The organism is Marinomonas maritima (assembly GCF_024435075.2).
Lineage (GTDB): Bacteria > Pseudomonadota > Gammaproteobacteria > Pseudomonadales > Marinomonadaceae > Marinomonas > Marinomonas maritima.
In genome coordinates this window covers 175,724-192,065 of the sequence record NZ_JAMZEG020000005.1, presented here as the reverse complement: position 1 = coordinate 192,065, position 16,342 = coordinate 175,724, and the positions used below count along the sequence as shown (strand labels likewise).

Annotated in this window: 17 protein-coding genes and 1 pseudogene; 14 read left to right on the top strand and 4 right to left on the bottom strand. The window is 41.9% G+C overall.

The window, feature by feature from the left end; genetic code table 11:
• The first annotated feature begins 2 nt into the window (after positions 1–2).
• From M3I01_RS18285 to M3I01_RS18270, 4 genes are all read left to right on the top strand, one after another.
• On the top strand, positions 3–1,088 hold the full coding sequence (locus M3I01_RS18285) for an ABC transporter ATP-binding protein (protein ID WP_255897399.1): 1,086 nt from the start codon (positions 3–5) through the stop codon (positions 1,086–1,088).
• 12 nt (positions 1,089–1,100) lie between these two features.
• Positions 1,101–2,249, top strand: a complete 1,149-nt coding sequence (locus M3I01_RS18280; RefSeq protein ID WP_176334069.1) for an ABC transporter substrate-binding protein — start codon at positions 1,101–1,103, stop codon at positions 2,247–2,249.
• Positions 2,250–2,359: 110 nt separating this feature from the next.
• On the top strand, positions 2,360–3,193 hold the full coding sequence (locus M3I01_RS18275) for an ABC transporter permease (protein ID WP_255897398.1): 834 nt from the start codon (positions 2,360–2,362) through the stop codon (positions 3,191–3,193).
• A complete protein-coding gene (locus tag M3I01_RS18270; RefSeq protein ID WP_275565241.1) occupies positions 3,193–4,044 on the top strand; it encodes an ABC transporter permease in 852 nt (283 codons plus the stop codon). Before M3I01_RS18275 ends, M3I01_RS18270 begins: the two co-directional genes overlap by 1 nt.
• Before the next feature lie 5 nt (positions 4,045–4,049).
• On the opposite strand, the gene M3I01_RS18265 is transcribed toward M3I01_RS18270, so the two are convergent.
• Complete coding sequence (locus M3I01_RS18265) at positions 4,050–4,775, bottom strand: sulfite exporter TauE/SafE family protein (protein WP_255897395.1); 726 nt, start codon at positions 4,773–4,775, stop codon at positions 4,050–4,052.
• 142 nt (positions 4,776–4,917) lie between these two features.
• On the opposite strand from M3I01_RS18265, the gene M3I01_RS18260 reads away from it, so the two are divergent.
• On the top strand, positions 4,918–5,817 hold the full coding sequence (locus M3I01_RS18260) for a LysR family transcriptional regulator (protein ID WP_255897394.1): 900 nt from the start codon (positions 4,918–4,920) through the stop codon (positions 5,815–5,817).
• 211 nt (positions 5,818–6,028) lie between these two features.
• Here M3I01_RS18260 and M3I01_RS18255 read toward each other — a convergent pair whose 3' ends face one another.
• The gene (locus tag M3I01_RS18255; RefSeq protein WP_255897393.1) at positions 6,029–6,931 is read right to left on the bottom strand and encodes a LysR family transcriptional regulator; all 903 of its coding nucleotides are present in this window, start codon (positions 6,929–6,931) and stop codon (positions 6,029–6,031) included.
• Between the two features lie 272 nt (positions 6,932–7,203).
• Here M3I01_RS18255 and M3I01_RS18250 point away from each other — a divergent pair, with 272 nt between their 5' ends.
• From M3I01_RS18250 to M3I01_RS18240, 3 genes are all read left to right on the top strand, one after another.
• Entirely contained in the window at positions 7,204–7,845 is a 642-nt protein-coding gene (locus M3I01_RS18250) for a class I SAM-dependent methyltransferase (RefSeq protein ID WP_255897392.1), read from the top strand.
• 101 nt (positions 7,846–7,946) lie between these two features.
• Positions 7,947–8,417 carry a hypothetical protein gene (locus M3I01_RS18245; RefSeq protein WP_255897391.1) on the top strand — a complete coding sequence of 157 codons (471 nt, stop codon included), beginning with the start codon at positions 7,947–7,949 and terminating at the stop codon, positions 8,415–8,417.
• A 63-nt stretch (positions 8,418–8,480) separates the two neighbouring features.
• A complete protein-coding gene (locus tag M3I01_RS18240) occupies positions 8,481–9,473 on the top strand; it encodes an NAD(P)-dependent alcohol dehydrogenase (protein WP_255897390.1) in 993 nt (330 codons plus the stop codon).
• 20 nt (positions 9,474–9,493) lie between these two features.
• On the opposite strand, the pseudogene M3I01_RS18235 reads toward M3I01_RS18240, so the two are convergent.
• Positions 9,494–9,826 (bottom strand): annotated as a pseudogene (locus M3I01_RS18235) (pyridine nucleotide-disulfide oxidoreductase); the annotation flags it as partial.
• A 119-nt stretch (positions 9,827–9,945) separates the two neighbouring features.
• Between M3I01_RS18235 and M3I01_RS18230 the strand changes: the two are divergent.
• The 6 genes from M3I01_RS18230 to M3I01_RS18205 are packed head-to-tail and all read left to right on the top strand — an operon-like array spanning position 9,946 to position 16,032.
• A complete protein-coding gene (locus tag M3I01_RS18230) occupies positions 9,946–11,058 on the top strand; it encodes an ABC transporter substrate-binding protein (RefSeq protein WP_255897389.1) in 1,113 nt (370 codons plus the stop codon).
• The gene (locus M3I01_RS18225; protein WP_255897388.1) at positions 11,058–12,122 is read left to right on the top strand and encodes a FecCD family ABC transporter permease; all 1,065 of its coding nucleotides are present in this window, start codon (positions 11,058–11,060) and stop codon (positions 12,120–12,122) included. Before M3I01_RS18230 ends, M3I01_RS18225 begins: the two co-directional genes overlap by 1 nt.
• Positions 12,122–12,907 carry an ABC transporter ATP-binding protein gene (locus M3I01_RS18220; protein ID WP_255897387.1) on the top strand — a complete coding sequence of 262 codons (786 nt, stop codon included), beginning with the start codon at positions 12,122–12,124 and terminating at the stop codon, positions 12,905–12,907. Before M3I01_RS18225 ends, M3I01_RS18220 begins: the two co-directional genes overlap by 1 nt.
• A 33-nt stretch (positions 12,908–12,940) precedes the next feature.
• On the top strand, positions 12,941–13,720 hold the full coding sequence (locus tag M3I01_RS18215) for a nicotianamine synthase family protein (RefSeq protein WP_255897386.1): 780 nt from the start codon (positions 12,941–12,943) through the stop codon (positions 13,718–13,720).
• Position 13,721: 1 nt separating this feature from the next.
• The gene (locus M3I01_RS18210) at positions 13,722–15,188 is read left to right on the top strand and encodes an opine metallophore biosynthesis dehydrogenase (RefSeq protein WP_255897385.1); all 1,467 of its coding nucleotides are present in this window, start codon (positions 13,722–13,724) and stop codon (positions 15,186–15,188) included.
• Positions 15,181–16,032: a DMT family transporter gene (locus M3I01_RS18205; RefSeq protein ID WP_255897384.1), complete on the top strand. Its 852-nt coding sequence runs from the start codon at positions 15,181–15,183 to the stop codon at positions 16,030–16,032. The genes M3I01_RS18210 and M3I01_RS18205 overlap by 8 nt, the downstream gene beginning before the upstream one ends.
• Positions 16,033–16,127: 95 nt before the next feature.
• Here M3I01_RS18205 and M3I01_RS18200 read toward each other — a convergent pair whose 3' ends face one another.
• On the bottom strand, positions 16,128–16,340 hold the full coding sequence (locus tag M3I01_RS18200) for a hypothetical protein (RefSeq protein WP_255897383.1): 213 nt from the start codon (positions 16,338–16,340) through the stop codon (positions 16,128–16,130).
• Positions 16,341–16,342: the final 2 nt, after the last annotated feature.

The window sequence follows — 16,342 nt, the reverse complement described above, 5'->3', positions numbered from 1 at the left end:
GCATGGCGCACTTACAAATAGAAAATCTACAAGCGGGCTACGGTAATAAGTTGATCTTGAACAACATCAACTTGAACGTCGAGCAAGGTGAAATGATTGCCTTACTTGGCCCATCCGGCTGTGGAAAAACCACGTTGTTGAATGCGCTGTGTGGTTTTGTTCCCGTCAGTCACGGTGAGATTTTCTCCGGTCAGCGTGCTATCTCTCAATTACCTGCTGAAAAACGCAACATCACCATGGTTTTTCAAAGCTACGCACTATGGCCTCACATGACAGTGTCACAAAATATTGCCTATGGCCTAAAAGTGAAAAAGATAAAACGCGCGGAGATAGACGTTCGCGTGGCGGAACTGTTGGACATCGTAAAGCTTAACGGATTAGAAAACGAAAAAGTCACCGCGCTGTCTGGCGGACAGCGTCAACGTGTCGCCTTAGCGCGAGCGTTGGCGATTCGCCCCGATGTATTGGTGCTTGATGAGCCGCTTTCCAACCTAGACGCCAAAGTCAGGTTGAGCGTACGCCACGAGATCAAAGCGTTGCAGAAACAACTTGGTTTTACTTCGCTGATCGTCACCCATGACCAAGAAGAAGCCTTAGTCATGGCAGATCGCATTGCGGTATTAAACCAAGGTCGAATCGAACAGATTGGGACACCAGAAGAAATTTACCATCACCCCAGCACGCCTTTTGTAGCCGACTTTATGGGCGCAGACAATCACATCGATTGGCCATTATCGGACGACGCTTTCGCTTTAAACCTTAGCGGTCAGCTAGATAATCCAAGCAAACCCTCAAGTGTGTATTTTCGTAGTGAAAACGTTTCACTCTCAACTCAACAAAATCCCGAAAATGACTTAAGCAACGATGGATTAATCATCAAAGGTGTCGTCGAGCAAAGTGCTTTTTTTGGCAATAATTATCGAATTAGTGTGCGCTGCGGGAAGCACACAATACAGGCAGAACACGATCAAAACCTGTCTGAACAGACTCCCGTGACTTTACGTGTCCTACCCGATGCACTGCATATTTACGCCCAAGACGTTGAGCATTCAGTGTTTCAAACAACCATGCCATTTCAGTCAAATTAATGAGGATAAACCATGTTCTATAAAACGAAGATAGCTGTACTTGCCGCCATTGGTCTTACCCAATTTTCAGGTTTTGCACACGCACAGACCACATTAAATGTGGTTTCTGCCGGCGGTCAAAATATGGTCGACTACGTAAAAACGTACCTCGCCCCAAAATTTGAGGCGTCACATCCAGGCGTAAAAGTGAATGTCGTAGGCACAGGCCCTGGCGATGCAGGTTCTCATAAAATCAAAGAAAAGCTGTCAGCACAAAACAGCAGCGGCTTGGATTCTTGGGACATTGATGTTGCTGTTGTTCACCAAAAGATTGGTGGCGAGATGGTGGAAGGTGGTCTGCTTTCAAAATATCGAACAGACATCAAAACAGGTAAAATGGTCACTCGTGACAGTGCTATAAATGCGCTTGGCGTAAACGTAGAAGGCTATGTCATGCCGATGTTTCATAGCCAAACCGCCATCGCTTACAACAGTGATTTCGTGACCAACCCACCAACGTCTTATGACGAACTCGTCACATGGACGCAAAAACATCCAAAGTCCTTTGGCTACAACGGCATTAAAAATGGCATGTCAGGCGTGAGTTTTGTAACCGGTTGGATTTATGCCTACGGCACCAAAGCAGACACGCTTTCCAGCGCGCCTTATGACAAAAATGTCGCTGCATCATGGGACAAAGCCTTCGCAGACCTTAAAGATTTCAACAAGAACATCACCTTTACACCAGGCAACGCTGGCACATTGGATATGTTAAATCGTGGCGAAATTTTCATGGGGCCTGTTTGGGTGGATATGTTCTACAGCTGGAAAGAGCAGGGCAAAATCCCACCATCAATGAAATTATCTTTGATCGCCCCAGGCATGCCTGGCCAACCTATGTACTACGTGACGCCAACAAAAGCCGCACACCCAGAGCTTGCTCGTGAATTTATCGAACTAGCAACAAGCCCAGAAATACAGGCCGAAGGCATTGTAAAACGCTTTAACTGGTACCCAGGCATTGATGCTGAACAAGTGAAGAGCAAGCTAGACAGCGCAACATGGGAAAAGCTTTTTGCCGAAATCACACCAAGCGATTTAGCAAAATACGGTAAGAGTTTCCCAATCGGACCTTATTTTGACGACATCAAAGAAGGTTACGAACGTAACGTTTCTAACTAGGTTATTGAGTATCTAGTTGAGCCATTGAGTGCATTCATCACTCGACTAACGCCCTGAGTTATTTTGCTCAGGGCGATTTTATCCCGTGTTCGTTATTGGAAAAAAGAAATATGCGTCAAACGACATCTCATAACCTTTGGCTGGTCGCACCCGCTGCACTCATGGTCGGTATCTTCTTTTTATACCCTTTGTGTTTCTCGCTCTATTCAGCCGTGACTACGGACCAAGGTGGCTTTACATTAATTCATCTACATAAAGCCTTTGAATTGTATTCAAAAGACATGCTCTTTACCGTTTTCATTGTGCTGATTTCGGTGTCAATTTTAGCGGTTTTATCGATTTCCATTGCGGCGCTAATTACCCTGTCGCCGTTCCGTGTTTTAGTCGGCTTGCTGGGTTTTCTTTATCGCTTGCCTTTGTTTATTCCCTTCATTGTCACCGCACAAATGATGCGGACTTTTTTAGCCAAGAATGGTCTGATGAATAACGCCTTTATTGAAGCGGGCTTGTTAACACCAATGGAAACCGTGTCCTTCCTTGGTTGGACGGGCATTATTATTACGTTTGTTTGGAAGCAAATGGCTTTTTCTACTTTGTTAATCTCTGGTGCGATGGCGGCGTTGGACGATTCACAAATACGTGCCGCCCGTAATTTAGGCGCGTCTCGTTTTCGCATTTTATTTCAAATTATCTTGCCACAAATTACGCCCAGCATCGGTGTGGCCATGGTGTTATCCACCGTCACTATTATGTCCGTGCTGTCGGTTCCTCTAATGATTGGCACAGGTTCTCCGACCATGATGACCGCAGACATGGCGTTTCGAATTAATTCCTATGGCGATTATCACGTCGCGAATGCGCTTGGTTTGGTGTCGTATGCCATTTGTGCTGGCTTGGCTTGGTTTTACCTTCGTCAGAACCTAAAAGAAAAAGGAGCTGTTTGATGAGCACTACACGAAACTCAAGTCTATTTGACCGTTTGAGAGTCCGCTCTTTGCGTCTGAATTTCTGGCTACAAAGCTTGTTTATATTACTGCTCGCCTTGGTTCTGTTTGGCCCAATCGTCAACCTATTAATTTGGACAGTGACAGAAACTTGGTACTTCCCGCACTCATTGCCAACGCAATGGGGGTTCAAGTATTGGCATCAAGTTTTTAACCCTTACAGCGACGTGTCCAGCTCCTTGCTCACCAGCTTATTGATTGCGGTTTTAACCGTCCTCGTTTGCTTGTTGGTTTCTGTACCAGCGGGTTATGCGCTGTCAAAACAGAGCATGCCATTTCGAGTCTTTTGGATGCTGTTGTTTTTGATTCCACAGGCGTTTCCAAATCTCACTGTATACATGAACATTGCCCGTCTTTTTTACGACTTCGGACTGAACGGTACTTTGTTGGGCGTGATATTAGTACACAGCGTGCATGGATTGATGTTTTCGATTTGGATCAGTGTGGCGGCGTTCAGCTCAACAGATCCTATGTTAGAGCGTGCGTCTCGAAACTTAGGCGCTGGACCTTTTTATACCTTCTTCCATATCGTTCTCCCTCAAGCGGCTCCGGGTCTTGTGGCGAGCTGCATTTTTGTCTTCTTAGAATCATTAGATGAATTCACGGGCACTTTCTTTGTCGGGGCCCCAAACATCAGCACTCTGCCACTTTTACTTTATACCGCCAGTATGGAAGGCAATTATCAAATTGCGTCTATTACCGCCTTGATTTTGCTCGTGCCTTCTATCTTGTTCATGGTAATTATTCATAAATTCATGCGACCTGAGATGCTGTCTAAACTGGGGAAATAATCACGTTAAGAAAACAGAAACAGCTTAAACGCCGCCAGGGCCGACATAATACGGATCATCCATTTGAACTGGATTGGGTTCACTTTCTTCAAGAAATGAAAACCAATAAACGAGCCAATGATCAGCCCTGGAATCGCGTATAAGCTGGCTTCGGTACTCTCGACCGACAATAAACCGAGGCCGATGTAAAAAGGCAATTTCACCAGATTAATAATGAAAAATGACCATGCCCGAGTGCTGACATACGAGGCTTTCTCCAATTTTTGCTCTAGTAAAAATAAGCTAAAAATTGGCCCCGCGGCATTGGCGATCATACTAATCACGCCGCCAAAGAACCCTATTGAATAGGCCGCCCAAGGCTTACGCATAAACGCAGCGGGACGAAAGTCGAGATAAAGCCCCAACCCAATCATTGCAAGAATGGTAACGCCGAGGAAGGTCAGAAATTGATCGGCGTCGACATTGGCCAAAAAGTAACTTCCTACAAATACTCCCAAAAAAGCCAAGGGAAGAAATCGCGCTAAAACAGACCAATCAATTTTGCTTTTATAACTGGCAATCGCCATTAAATCGGTAATGATATAAAGCGGCAACAAGACGCCCAGCGCCTCAGGGCCAGGAAACGCGATCATCACTATCGGCAACACCAGCAATCCCATACCGCCGACTGAAAATTTTGAAAAGCCGGTAATCAAACCCGCCAAAAACAACACAGCCAATGACAAATCCACTTATTCCTCCTTATTGATTGATAACGACAATGGAACAACCAATCTGTTCGTTTATGCGTGCAATAATACGGCAAATAATGAACAATAAATAATCTCGTTTTATTATTAAAACGATCATATTTAATTATCGTGTGGTGTCATTATGAAACTCGATCAACTCAGAGCCTTTATCGCGGTTGTCGAAACAGGAAGTTTTCGCTCTGCGGCGGATGCAATACACAAAACTCAGCCGGGCATCAGTGCCGCCGTCAAAACATTGGAAGCACAATACGGGATTTTATTATTTGACCGAGACAGCTATCGCCCAACGTTAACCGCAGAAGGCCATGCGTTTTTTCAACAAAGTAAAAAACTGATTTCTCAAGCGCAACAGCTGGAAAACCTTGGTCATGATTTGGCCAAAGGCACAGAAGCGCCGCTGCACCTTTGCTTAAGTCAGATGGCGGTCGATGACAACAGTATGATGCGCATCAAAGCCTTTCAGAAACAGTACCCAGACACGTCTTTGGACATCACAACAGACCACTTATACGGCGTACAAGAAGCGCTCACCAAGAATCAGTGTGAGATTGCCATTGGGCCACGATATGGTTTAGATGATCGACACGCCTTTATTGAGTTAAACAAGATCACTATGGTGACGGTGGTGAGCCCAGAGTTGCTCGATACACTCAGCATCAACGGTAACAAAGTAAAACAACAATCGCTTTATGGCATTCCGCAAATTTTGGTCACCAACACCACTGCGAATTCCACCGAAAACGGCCATCGCTACATTTTACCAACGGGAAAGCGCTGGTACGTAAATGATTTTCAGACAAAAAAAACCATGCTGATGCATGGCCTTGGATGGGCGCGAATGCCCAAACACATTATTCAGTCCGAACTGGAAAATGGTCAGTTGGTGCCAATAGACGTTGAAAACTTTACCTCACAAAACCAACTGCCGATTTTTATGATTCGTTTGCGTCATCAAACTCAAAGCTATCAGGCAAACCTATTTTGGGAGATGATGAAGAACCTTTCTCCCATAGAAAAATAAGTTCTTCATCACACATGAAACAAGTGATTTAAACTCTGTTGTTTAATGACGAGAGCGTTACGGGGATAGTAATGTTGCTCGTCCATTTTGAGAGCGAGAAAGAATCAAGCCCACCTGATCGTAAACGCCATAGTAAAAAGGTAACAAAAGGCTTCTGACTCGATATGGTATGAGGATAAAGTAGAGGTTAACGACTAGATATTGCCACGCTTTATGTAGGCTTGAAAATGTTGGTTAATTCTTCCATTAAAAAATCGTAAACCCGCCTTATTCTAAGATTTGTTCGTAACTCCCGATGAGTAACAACCCAAGTTTCAGCGATAAAAGGCGAAATTTGGTCAGAAACCTTACAAACCTTTGGCTCTCTTTCGCCAATATACTCAAACATCACACCAATACCGGCGCCCTCTTTAACAAGAGCCCAGTGTGCCATGTGGTTTGCTGTTGTGTAGGGGAAATTTTTCGAATTGAGTGACAATCCGATCTCACTCATTCCCTTCACATACGCGTCATTGTTGGCAAAGCCAATAAAGTCGGCTTTTTCTAATTCAGAGCACGTTTTCGGGTGACCAATACTATGAAGATAATCAGGGCTCGCATAAAGAAAAGCCTTACCGTTTTGAAGCTTTCTGGCAATTAAGTCAGAATGATTTGGTTGATAATGCCGTATAGCAATATCAGCCTCACGTCGTCTCAAATCACTCGACACATCAGAAGCAACAAGTTCAATCGAAATTCCTGGCTCTTGTTCACGTAATTTTTTTAATAACGGCGGCAGTAAAAAGACAGCAAAAGCCTCAGTTGCCGAAATGCAGACCGACCCTTCCACTTGATTTGATCTTCCAGATGCGGCTAAAGAAAATTTATTTGCCGCTTCGCTCATTTCTTTAACATATTCAATCAGCTCCAGGCCACTTGGAGTAATGACTAAACCTCTGCCTACCCGCTCAAAAAGTGTCACGCCAATTTCTTGTTCTAGAGCTGATACTTGTCGACTAAGGGTAGATTGAGTGGTTTGCAATGCTCTGGCTGCCGCTGAAAGAGAACCTTCCTCCGCCGTTACAAAAAATGCCCTTGCATGATTCCAATCAAATTTAATCGATTTCCAATCCATTTCTCTAATACCTTTCCATCTGATCTATGCATAAACGCATTTCAGTTACGCAAATCCTACTATTTTATATACCGATATGCACCTTTATAGTGACAGCTCAAATAGCGATAGCGGCTCTGTCACGCGCACCTTTTGTAAAGCACCTTATCTACACATATCACGTCAACCGTTCATTATTTTATCCATGCATAAATGCAATCCATATACGCAAATTTAGCTATTTTATTTATGTATGTGCATACCTACAATGAGTTCTTATTATGGAGAGTGTTATGAATAGAAAAATAAAGTTCTGGAATAAAGTTGCTAATAAATATGCAAAAAGTCCAGTTGCTGATCAAGCCTCATATGAAAAGAAATTACAAATTACTCAGAATTATCTTCAGCCTGAAATGGAGGTTTTAGAAATTGGTTGTGGCACAGGGACGACAGCCCTAATACACGCGCCTTTTGTACAGCGTATCCATGCTCTAGACTTTTCTGAAACTATGATTGAGATATGCAAAGAAAAAGCGAAATCACTGTCTATTGAGAATGTTTTTTTTGAGTGCAAAGACATTGAAAGTCTATCAAAAGAAAAAAATCATTATGATGTTGTCATGGCGCATAGCGTGCTCCACTTGGTTGACGATAAACAATCTACAATAGATAAAGCCTATGAATTACTTAAGCCTGGCGGTATTTTTGTCAGCAGCACCGTTTGCTTAACGGGTTTCTATGTTGTTTTAAAGTCTGTTTGGCCAGTAATGTATTGGCTAGGTATTTTCCCATCGCTGAGATTCTTCAGTAGTCAGGCTCTTATTGACGCTCATATTTCATCAGGTTTCACTATTGATTATCAATGGCAAGCTAGTAGCAATAGTTTATTTTTGATTGCAAAGAAAAACAAACCGCCACAAAACATACTCCAGTGAAAAATACCTTTTCGTGGTTCAACATAGCGATAAAGTGTTGTCTTGTTTCTCTCGCATTACTGTACCAGTTTACAGTTACAGAGACGGATGTAGTAAGTTTATTGAATGCCAGTGAATTTTTGAATGCTACATTGATTTTGGTGTTGGCTTCCATCATCTATGCCATTCTTTTAGCCGTTCCATACTTCCCTGGTATCGAAGTGGGCCTTGCTGTCATGATTATATTCGGAGTGAAAGGCGTTATATTTGCATATGTAGCAACGGTCGTAGGCCTGTTCATCGCTTTTTTATTTGGAGGAGGAATAAAAGGCAACCGCCTTTTAAATAATAAACTTAGCAACATCATTGTTTCAGAAACCACACACAAACTATCAAATTACTCGCCTATATTTGCGTTGATCATTCTTTTAAATATGCCGGGTAATATTGTCTTAGGAGGTGGTGGAGGCATAGCAATGAGTTACGGCTACTATAAAAAATTATCGCCACTAACATTTCTATTTTCACTGATAATAGCCACGTCGCCTATTCCATTATTAATAGGCGTATTGGGGCTTCAATTCCCCCTCTAGGGAGTGTCGCCGTCAACAGTCGAAATTTAGTCAAAAAAAACAGAGTGAATATTGAGGACACACATGAAAGCCATTATTTATGAAAAGTATGGGACACCGAATGTACTAACAGTAAGAGACATTAAAAAACCGATACCAAAAGACAATGAAGTTTTAATTAAGGTCCATGCTGCAGAAGTAACAAAAGCTGATTGTGAAATGAGAAGCTTTCACTTTCCAGTAAAATGGTTTTGGCTACCTCTTCGACTTATTTTGGGAATTTCAAAGCCGAAGAACCAAGTATTAGGCGGGTATTTTTCAGGAGAAATAGAGTCCTTTGGAAAAGAAGTATCGAAATTTAACATTGGTGACAACGTTTTTGGGGTATCTAATCTACGGTTGGGCGCACATGCCGAATTTATATGCCTACCTGCTAGCTACACTATCATTACGAAACCGACTAATTTGAGTTTTGAAGAAGCGGCGGCCTTACCATTAGGTGGTTTAAATGCGCTTCATTTTTTGCGAAAAGCAAATATTCAAAAAGGTGAAAGCCTATTAATAAATGGAGCAGGTGGCAGTATTGGTATTTTTGGAGTGCAAATAGCTAAGGCAATGGGGGCCAAGGTGACTGTAGTCGATACCGGCATTAAAGAAAAAATGCTGCGCAGTATCGGAGCAGACAATTTTTTTGACTATACCAAAGAAGACGTCACAGAAAGTGGTCAAACCTTTGACGTGATTTTTAATATAGTCGCGACAAGCTCTTATTCTGCATGGGTTAACATGCTCAAACCCAATGGACGTTATTTACTCGCCAACCCTCGCCTATCTGACATGCTAAGATCGATCATGACATCTAAATTTACTGACAAAAAGGCAACGTTTATTTTTGCTGGAGAAAAAGAGGAAGAGCTACTCACTCTTAAAAAGATGATTGAAGAAGGGACAATCAAATCCATTGTCGACAAGACGTATTCATATGAGCAAGCAGCGGATGCACATAGAAGGGTTGAATCAGAACAAAGACTCGGCGCCGTGATAGTAAAACCACCGCTCAATAATGAAATGGCTTAACCCCCAACCTTTTCCTCCACTTAACCTCGACGCCATGTGTGGTATTTTTCAACCCAAGCTAATATGCGCTCTGGTGTATGAGCGCGTTTCCACTCGCCTGCTGCGTATTTATTGGATTCCGCCCATGTCGGATAAGTATGAATCGTGCCTAAGATTTTATTCAAACCTAGGCCGTGTTTCATCGCTAAAACAAACTCAGCCAATAACTCGCCAGAATGCTCTCCCACAATGGTAACGCCCAAGATTTTATCTTTCCCCGGCACGGTCAAGACTTTCACAAAGCCTTTCGTCGCGCTTTCTGCAATGGCGCGATCTAAGTCATCAAGGCTATAACGAACCATTTCATAAGCAATTTTCGCTCATGAACCTAAGATTCATATTTCAACATAAGCATTGATATTCATTCTCAGTCAGGATATTGTCACGCTTATACATTAAAATCGTTATGTTATAACATTTATTTCGGAGTGAAATGATGAAAGGACTGAACAAGTTATTCTTATCCATTGCAATGATATGTGCGTTTCTAGCGACATCGGCTCAAGCAAATATTGAATTTAAAGATGTAATTGGTAGAAATATCACTTTAGAAAAATCTGCTGAACGTATTTTTCTTGGTTTTTATTTTGAGGATTTTCTTGCCATTGCTGGACCGGACGCTTATAGCAAAGTAGCTATTTTTCCTAAAGACTCTTGGAAAGATTTTCGTCAATCTCAATGGGCAATGTACACAAAAATCATACCTGAATTGAGTACGATAGAAGATTCTGGTTCAATTTATACAGGAACATTTAATTTTGAGAAATTACTAACTATTAAACCGGATGTCGCATTATTGGCAGATTGGCAATATAAATCACTTGGTGACAAAGTTGATTTGTTAGAGCGTGCTGGCATTAAAGTGGTTGTCGTTGATTTCAATGCTCAAACTGTCGATAAACATTTAGCAAGCACTCGTGTGATCGGTAAAGTAATGGGCACAGATAAGAGAGCAGAGAAAATAGCGAATGAATATGAAGCAACCGTTATGGACGTTCAACGCCGTGTTACTGACTATCTAACAAAAAAACGCGCTCGACGTGTGTATGTTGAAATTGGTACCGGTGGTGCTGAGGAATATGGGAAGAGTTACTCTACCGCTATGTGGGGTAAGTTACTAGACCTCGCTGGGGCTGATAATATCGCAACAGGAAAGTTTGAAGGCTCTGCCCATTTAACACCTGAATATGTATTAAGCCAAGATCCAGAAGTGATCTTTGTGTCTGGCGCTCATTGGTCTAAGTATGACAACAGTGCATTATTAGGATTTGGCACGACGGAAAAGCAAGCCCAAGCTAGCTATATACCGTACCTGAGTCGCCAAGGCTGGAATAACCTTAGTGCAATAAAAAGTCATGATTTTTATGGAATGTACCATCCTGGTACACGAACTATTTATGACCATGTCTTCTTACAGTTTCTGGCTAAATCTATTTACCCTGAAGCATTCAACGACATTGATCCTAAGAAAACTCACCAAGCATTTTTTGAACAGTTTATGCCTCAGAAACTAGAAGGTACATTTATGATTCGGGTTGATGGTTAATGAAAACGGTTGTTGAGAACGCCATTCCAGAAAGCCCAAAACCGAAAAGGATTTATGCTGAATTAAATCGATCACGATTACGCTTTATTTCTTTGACGGCTGTTGCATTAATCTTAATTATCATGGCCGATCTTGGTGTTGGGGCTTCATGGATGAACGTCAGCGATGTGTTAAATACCTTGTGGCTTGGGCCTAGTGGAGACTCTCTTCACTCTACTATTATTTGGCAGCTACGGCTGCCATTAACACTTACATGTTTAGTGGTTGGCGCATCTTTAGGCCTTGCAGGTGGACTAATGCAAACCTTGCTGGCGAACCCGTTAGCAAGCCCATATACCTTAGGTGTTTCTGCCGCCGCTGGGTTTGGTGCTGCAGTAGCTATGCTGTCTGGCCTCACCATTTTTGGGCACGCTTGGTTAGGTATCCCAGTGTCGGCTTTTATTACCTCTGCGCTGTCTACTTTAGCTATTTTCTTTATTGGAAAAGGGCGAAATATGGATCCGAAGGTACTTATCCTTGCGGGTATAGTCGTGCTTTTTTTCTTCCAAGCATTGCAATCTCTTGTTCAGTACATGGCGTCTCCAGAAGTCTTACAGCAAATTGTTTTTTGGCTATTTGGTAGTTTGTTGAAAGCCAGTTGGACATCCGTTTGGGTAGCCGGTGTCATTTTAATCTTTTCACTCGTTTATGTTGCACCACAAATATGGGCGTTGACGGCATTATCGGCAGGAGATGAGCGAGCTCAGAGTTTGGGAATTCGAACTGAAAAACTCAGACTACGCATGTTTTTTCTTTGTTCCTTGTTAACTGCCGGAGCAGTGTCTTTTGTCGGAACGATCGGCTTTATTGGATTGGTGGCACCACATTTATCCCGCATGTTGGTAGGGGAAGATCAACGATTTTACTTACCCATGGCAACCATGATGGGAGCACTTGTTTTAGCGCTTGCCTCTCTGGTCTCTAAATTAGTAGTGCCCGGAACCATTATTCCTATTGGTATTGTCACATCATTAGTAGGTGTACCTTTTCTTCTTTATTTACTCGTTAGTAAGAGGTTCGCATAATGAATAACCTTTGTGTTGAAGAGCTATCGGTGTCGTTAGGAGGAAAACCTATCCTGTCTAATCTATCTGCTAACTTTAAAGGTGGACAATTTACGGCCATCTTGGGGCCAAATGGAACAGGCAAAACCACTTTATTGAAAGCTATGATGGGAATAATTCCTTATAAAGGCACTGTTGTTACCCGTAGCGGGTCTGAATCTATTCCTGTGAGTCGCTTTTCTTATTTATGTCAGTTAAATAAATCGCCTAGTCAGTTAACTGTAATTGAAATGGTACTACTGGGATTAGTGAGTCAACTAACATGGCGGGTAAATGAAGAGCAGCAATTACTCGCAGAAAACATGCTGAAATCCTTAGGTCTTCTGGCAATGTCAACACAGCGATTCAGTGCATTAAGCGGTGGTCAGCAGCAAATGGTTGCTATGGCTCAAGCACTGATATCTAAACCTAAAATACTGTTGCTCGATGAGCCAACAAGCGCTTTAGATTTACGTCATCAAGTTCAAGTTTTAGATCTCGCCAAACAATATACTAGCGACAGTGGTGCTGTAACAGTGGCTGTTTTGCATGATTTATCCTTAGCTGCACGCTATAGCGATCAGCTTTTATTGCTTAACAATGGCAGCGTAGTTGCCTCTGGTGAACCGAAGCTCGTGCTCAGACCAGATTTACTTGAGCAAGTGTATCAAGTGGAAGTTGATGTAGGATGTTGCAACCAAGGTCATTGGCACGTTACGCCTACTCGGCCTACTCCATCTTATAATCAGGATCGCAAGATTACCTAGTTAGATTGTCCAAAAAAATGTGAGACGGAACTTATGTTAATTGCTAAATATCAACTCCTTACGGAGATTACCTCCTTTGAAGCGCAGCTTGCATCTTTATCTCGATACAGCTTAGAAAGCTGCGAATGCTATCTCCTCGTTCAAGAATGTTTAGATCAATTGTGCGATTTTATCTGCGATCCTAGCCATCAAGATACATGGCAGCGTCATTTAGGTTGTGGAGAAGTAGATAGACAGTTAAAGAAGTTAAGAGAAACTGCGGTTCATGCTTTATGCCGGTTGGAAAAGCATCAGTCAGAGTGTGCGAAATCACACACTTTAGACATGACTCAGTATTTAGAGAGGCTGAGTATCAGCGCGTCGGCAGAGCTGAAAGAAGCAAAAATACATCAGGGCTCCAAAGTTCTGTTTATTGGTTCGGGTTCGTATCCACTATCAGTCATCACTATTTCTCAATTGACAGGTGCCAATGTGTTGGGGGTCGATATTGATGAAAAAGCCGTACAACTGGCATTGAGCCTTAGTAATATGAACCGAAAGGTTTCCTTTACTCATGAACCGCTTAATGAGGTTCTAAAGCGTTATACACCAACTCATGTAATCATAGCATCTCTTGTTGAACATAAATGGGAAGCATTGGCGCAGCTTCGGCCTCTAATATCTGAAAATACCTGTATTCTAGTGCGGTTTGGTAATGGCATAAAATCGGCATTCAATTACCCATTCAACCCGAATTTATCTCTTGGTTGGCGTAATATATCGCTTGAAAATCAACATGCCGTGTACGAAGTGGTTATGATGGAGAAATGCTGACATGGATAATTTAATATCTGCAGCTCAAACCTCTTCCTCCCAAATTGGTAGTAGTCAAAAAGATCAAAAAAATAGAGAGGCTCTAGGTAATACGTTACTCATTGGTGCCGGCCCCGCCGCTGTTCAAATGGCTGTGATTTTTGCTCGTGGCTGGACACAACGGCTCGGTATTGCTAGTCGTTGTTCGGATCATTGGTCCGACTTTCTTCAACAATATAAACAACTTAATCAAGTTAGCGTGAGATCAACTAAGCCAGCATTATCATCACTGGCGGGCACTGCTCATTTTGATCAATGTTATGAACAATTAACGCACATTGATAATCAGTGGGATACCATAGTGCTTTGTGTACCCGCCGACTGCTATCAGCATGTGTTAAAGCAAATTCCATTGCAGCAGCTCGATAAGATTAAGCGTGTTATTTTACTGTCACCTTCATTTGGCTCGCATCTAATTGTTAAACATCAGTTTCAATGCACCAATCGCAATATTGAAGTATTGAGTTTTTCGACTTATTTTGCTGCGACAAAGAGCACGGTATTCAATGATAAGAATACAGTACTGAAAGATGTGAGTGACAAATGGATAAGCAGCCGGATTAATGTCATAACCAAAGCTCGTAAGAAACGAATTTACATATCAGCATCTAATTTAGTTGATCAAAAACGCTCTTCACATGTAATGGGTGTATTAGTTGATATGTTGAATTCAGTTGATATCGATGTGATTACTATGGCTGATTGCTTTAGTGTGGAGGCGAGGAGTATTACGGCTTATGTCCATCCTCCTTTGTTCGTTAACCCATTTTCTTTAGAGCAAATATTAAAGAAAACAGGCCCGCCGAAGTATATGTATAAACTTTTTCCCGAAGGCCCAATCACACCAACTGCGATGAAAGAAATGGTGCAATTATGGAAGGAAATCTCAAAAATTGTGATAAGGCTAAATGCAGAGCCGATCAACTTATTAAAGTTTCTTAACGATGATAATTATCCTGTTTTAGAGGAAAGTATTGGGCGTTTCGATATTGAAAATTTTGAAAAATATCCGACTAATAAGCAGGAATATTTGCTGTACGTACGTTATGCATCTATTTTGGTCGATCCATTTTCAGAACCTGATGACGCTGGCCGTTATTTTGATTTCTCTGCGGTAGCATTTCCCAAGGCATCTTATCATGGTGATGTATTCACATTACCCAGGGTGCCGTTAGAGGACATGAAAGCCATGTATGTCTTTTATTTTCTAGCCAAGGCTTTGCAAATTTCTGTTATGGCAATTTCAGAATTCATTTTTCGGTTTGAAACATGGTTTGAAACAAACTTTCGTTTAGAAAAAAACAATCTAAACAATAAACTTATCAATAATTTAAGGCAGTCATCCCAGCACGTTGTCGACATCATTTTGAATTCACTTGATTATAATATTTCCATGACGAACCGTAACCTAAGGAACCATAATGAATAAAGGGGTTTTTCTAGCTATCGCGTCGGCATTAGTTTTTAGCGTGATGAATGCTCTTATTAAAGCGGCAAGTTTAACTATTCCAAGTGCGGAGATCGTTTTCTTCCGTAGTATTATTGGAACCGTTTTGGTGCTTTTTTTAATGTTTCAAGCTCGGGTAACATTCTCAAACCAAGGCGTGCCTTTATTAGTCCTTAGGGGGATATTTGGAGCGCTCTATCTGTTGGCATTTGTATATACCATTGCTCATATACCATTGGCTGATGCCGCTATTTTGGCTTATTTATCACCTTTCTTCGTGATTATTCTTTCTAATTTTCTTTTTGGAGAGCGCTTGCCAACCAAGGCCAAAATTTTACTGCCTATGATTTTAGTCGGAGTTGGAATGGTGGTGGATCCCTTTGGCTACAGTGCATTTAATGTGTATGCCATTGCAGGTATTGCGAGTGCGGTATTTGCCGCAAGTGCGTCGGTAACCATTCGGCATTTAAGTAAAAGCCACCACACGTATGAGATTATATTTTACTTTTTGGCTACCGCGACAGTTATCTCGGCCATTCTGATGAAAGATGAGTTTGTTATGCCGCAGGGAATAGCTTGGATGTACTTAATGGCTATTGGTGTGGTTTCCCTATTGGGACAAATTTTCTTAACCAAGGCCTTTACACATGAAAATGCAGGTATCGTTGCCGTTACACGGTATATTGGCTTAGCATTTAACATTTTGTGGGGGGTGATTTTTTGGAGTGAAATCCCAGATTGGTTAACGATTTTAGGTGGTGCCATTATTGTCGTTTCTTGCATTTTACTTTCTTGGCCAGAGAATAAATTAAAAATAGCTAAGTAATAAAAAAGCCCTACGTATGTACAATACTGCCCTTCTTTAAGGCGCAGTATTGTACAACCTATATGAGCTTTTTTTGCTGCTCTATTTAAACCGATTTACAATATCTTATTTAGATTCCAATCGTAGCTTAAGAATTTGATGCTTAAATCTTTGCTTTTTACTTTCGCAATCACTTCCGCTGTCAAGTTCAGATTCTCAGCATAATTCACCAAAAATGCCTCTAATGAGTGATCAAAGGCGTTTTCAGCATTGGCCACCGCACTTTGCAGTCCAATAACAGCGAACAAGATAATCAGCCACTTTTTCATCC

Excerpts from the sequence above, each read along its gene's own strand:
- M3I01_RS18285 (WP_255897399.1), top strand. The coding sequence starts at position 3 with ATGGCGCACTTACAAATAGAAAATCTACAAGCGGGCTACGGTAATAAG.
- M3I01_RS18280 (WP_176334069.1), top strand. The coding sequence starts at position 1,101 with ATGTTCTATAAAACGAAGATAGCTGTACTTGCCGCCATTGGTCTTACC.
- M3I01_RS18275 (WP_255897398.1), top strand. The coding sequence starts at position 2,360 with ATGCGTCAAACGACATCTCATAACCTTTGGCTGGTCGCACCCGCTGCA.
- M3I01_RS18270 (WP_275565241.1), top strand. The coding sequence starts at position 3,193 with ATGAGCACTACACGAAACTCAAGTCTATTTGACCGTTTGAGAGTCCGC.
- M3I01_RS18260 (WP_255897394.1), top strand. The coding sequence starts at position 4,918 with ATGAAACTCGATCAACTCAGAGCCTTTATCGCGGTTGTCGAAACAGGA.
- M3I01_RS18255 (WP_255897393.1), bottom strand. The coding sequence starts at position 6,931 with ATGGATTGGAAATCGATTAAATTTGATTGGAATCATGCAAGGGCATTT.
- M3I01_RS18250 (WP_255897392.1), top strand. The coding sequence starts at position 7,204 with ATGAATAGAAAAATAAAGTTCTGGAATAAAGTTGCTAATAAATATGCA.
- M3I01_RS18240 (WP_255897390.1), top strand. The coding sequence starts at position 8,481 with ATGAAAGCCATTATTTATGAAAAGTATGGGACACCGAATGTACTAACA.
- M3I01_RS18230 (WP_255897389.1), top strand. The coding sequence starts at position 9,946 with ATGATGAAAGGACTGAACAAGTTATTCTTATCCATTGCAATGATATGT.
- M3I01_RS18225 (WP_255897388.1), top strand. The coding sequence starts at position 11,058 with ATGAAAACGGTTGTTGAGAACGCCATTCCAGAAAGCCCAAAACCGAAA.
- M3I01_RS18220 (WP_255897387.1), top strand. The coding sequence starts at position 12,122 with ATGAATAACCTTTGTGTTGAAGAGCTATCGGTGTCGTTAGGAGGAAAA.
- M3I01_RS18215 (WP_255897386.1), top strand. The coding sequence starts at position 12,941 with ATGTTAATTGCTAAATATCAACTCCTTACGGAGATTACCTCCTTTGAA.
- M3I01_RS18210 (WP_255897385.1), top strand. The coding sequence starts at position 13,722 with ATGGATAATTTAATATCTGCAGCTCAAACCTCTTCCTCCCAAATTGGT.
- M3I01_RS18205 (WP_255897384.1), top strand. The coding sequence starts at position 15,181 with ATGAATAAAGGGGTTTTTCTAGCTATCGCGTCGGCATTAGTTTTTAGC.
- M3I01_RS18200 (WP_255897383.1), bottom strand. The coding sequence starts at position 16,340 with ATGAAAAAGTGGCTGATTATCTTGTTCGCTGTTATTGGACTGCAAAGT.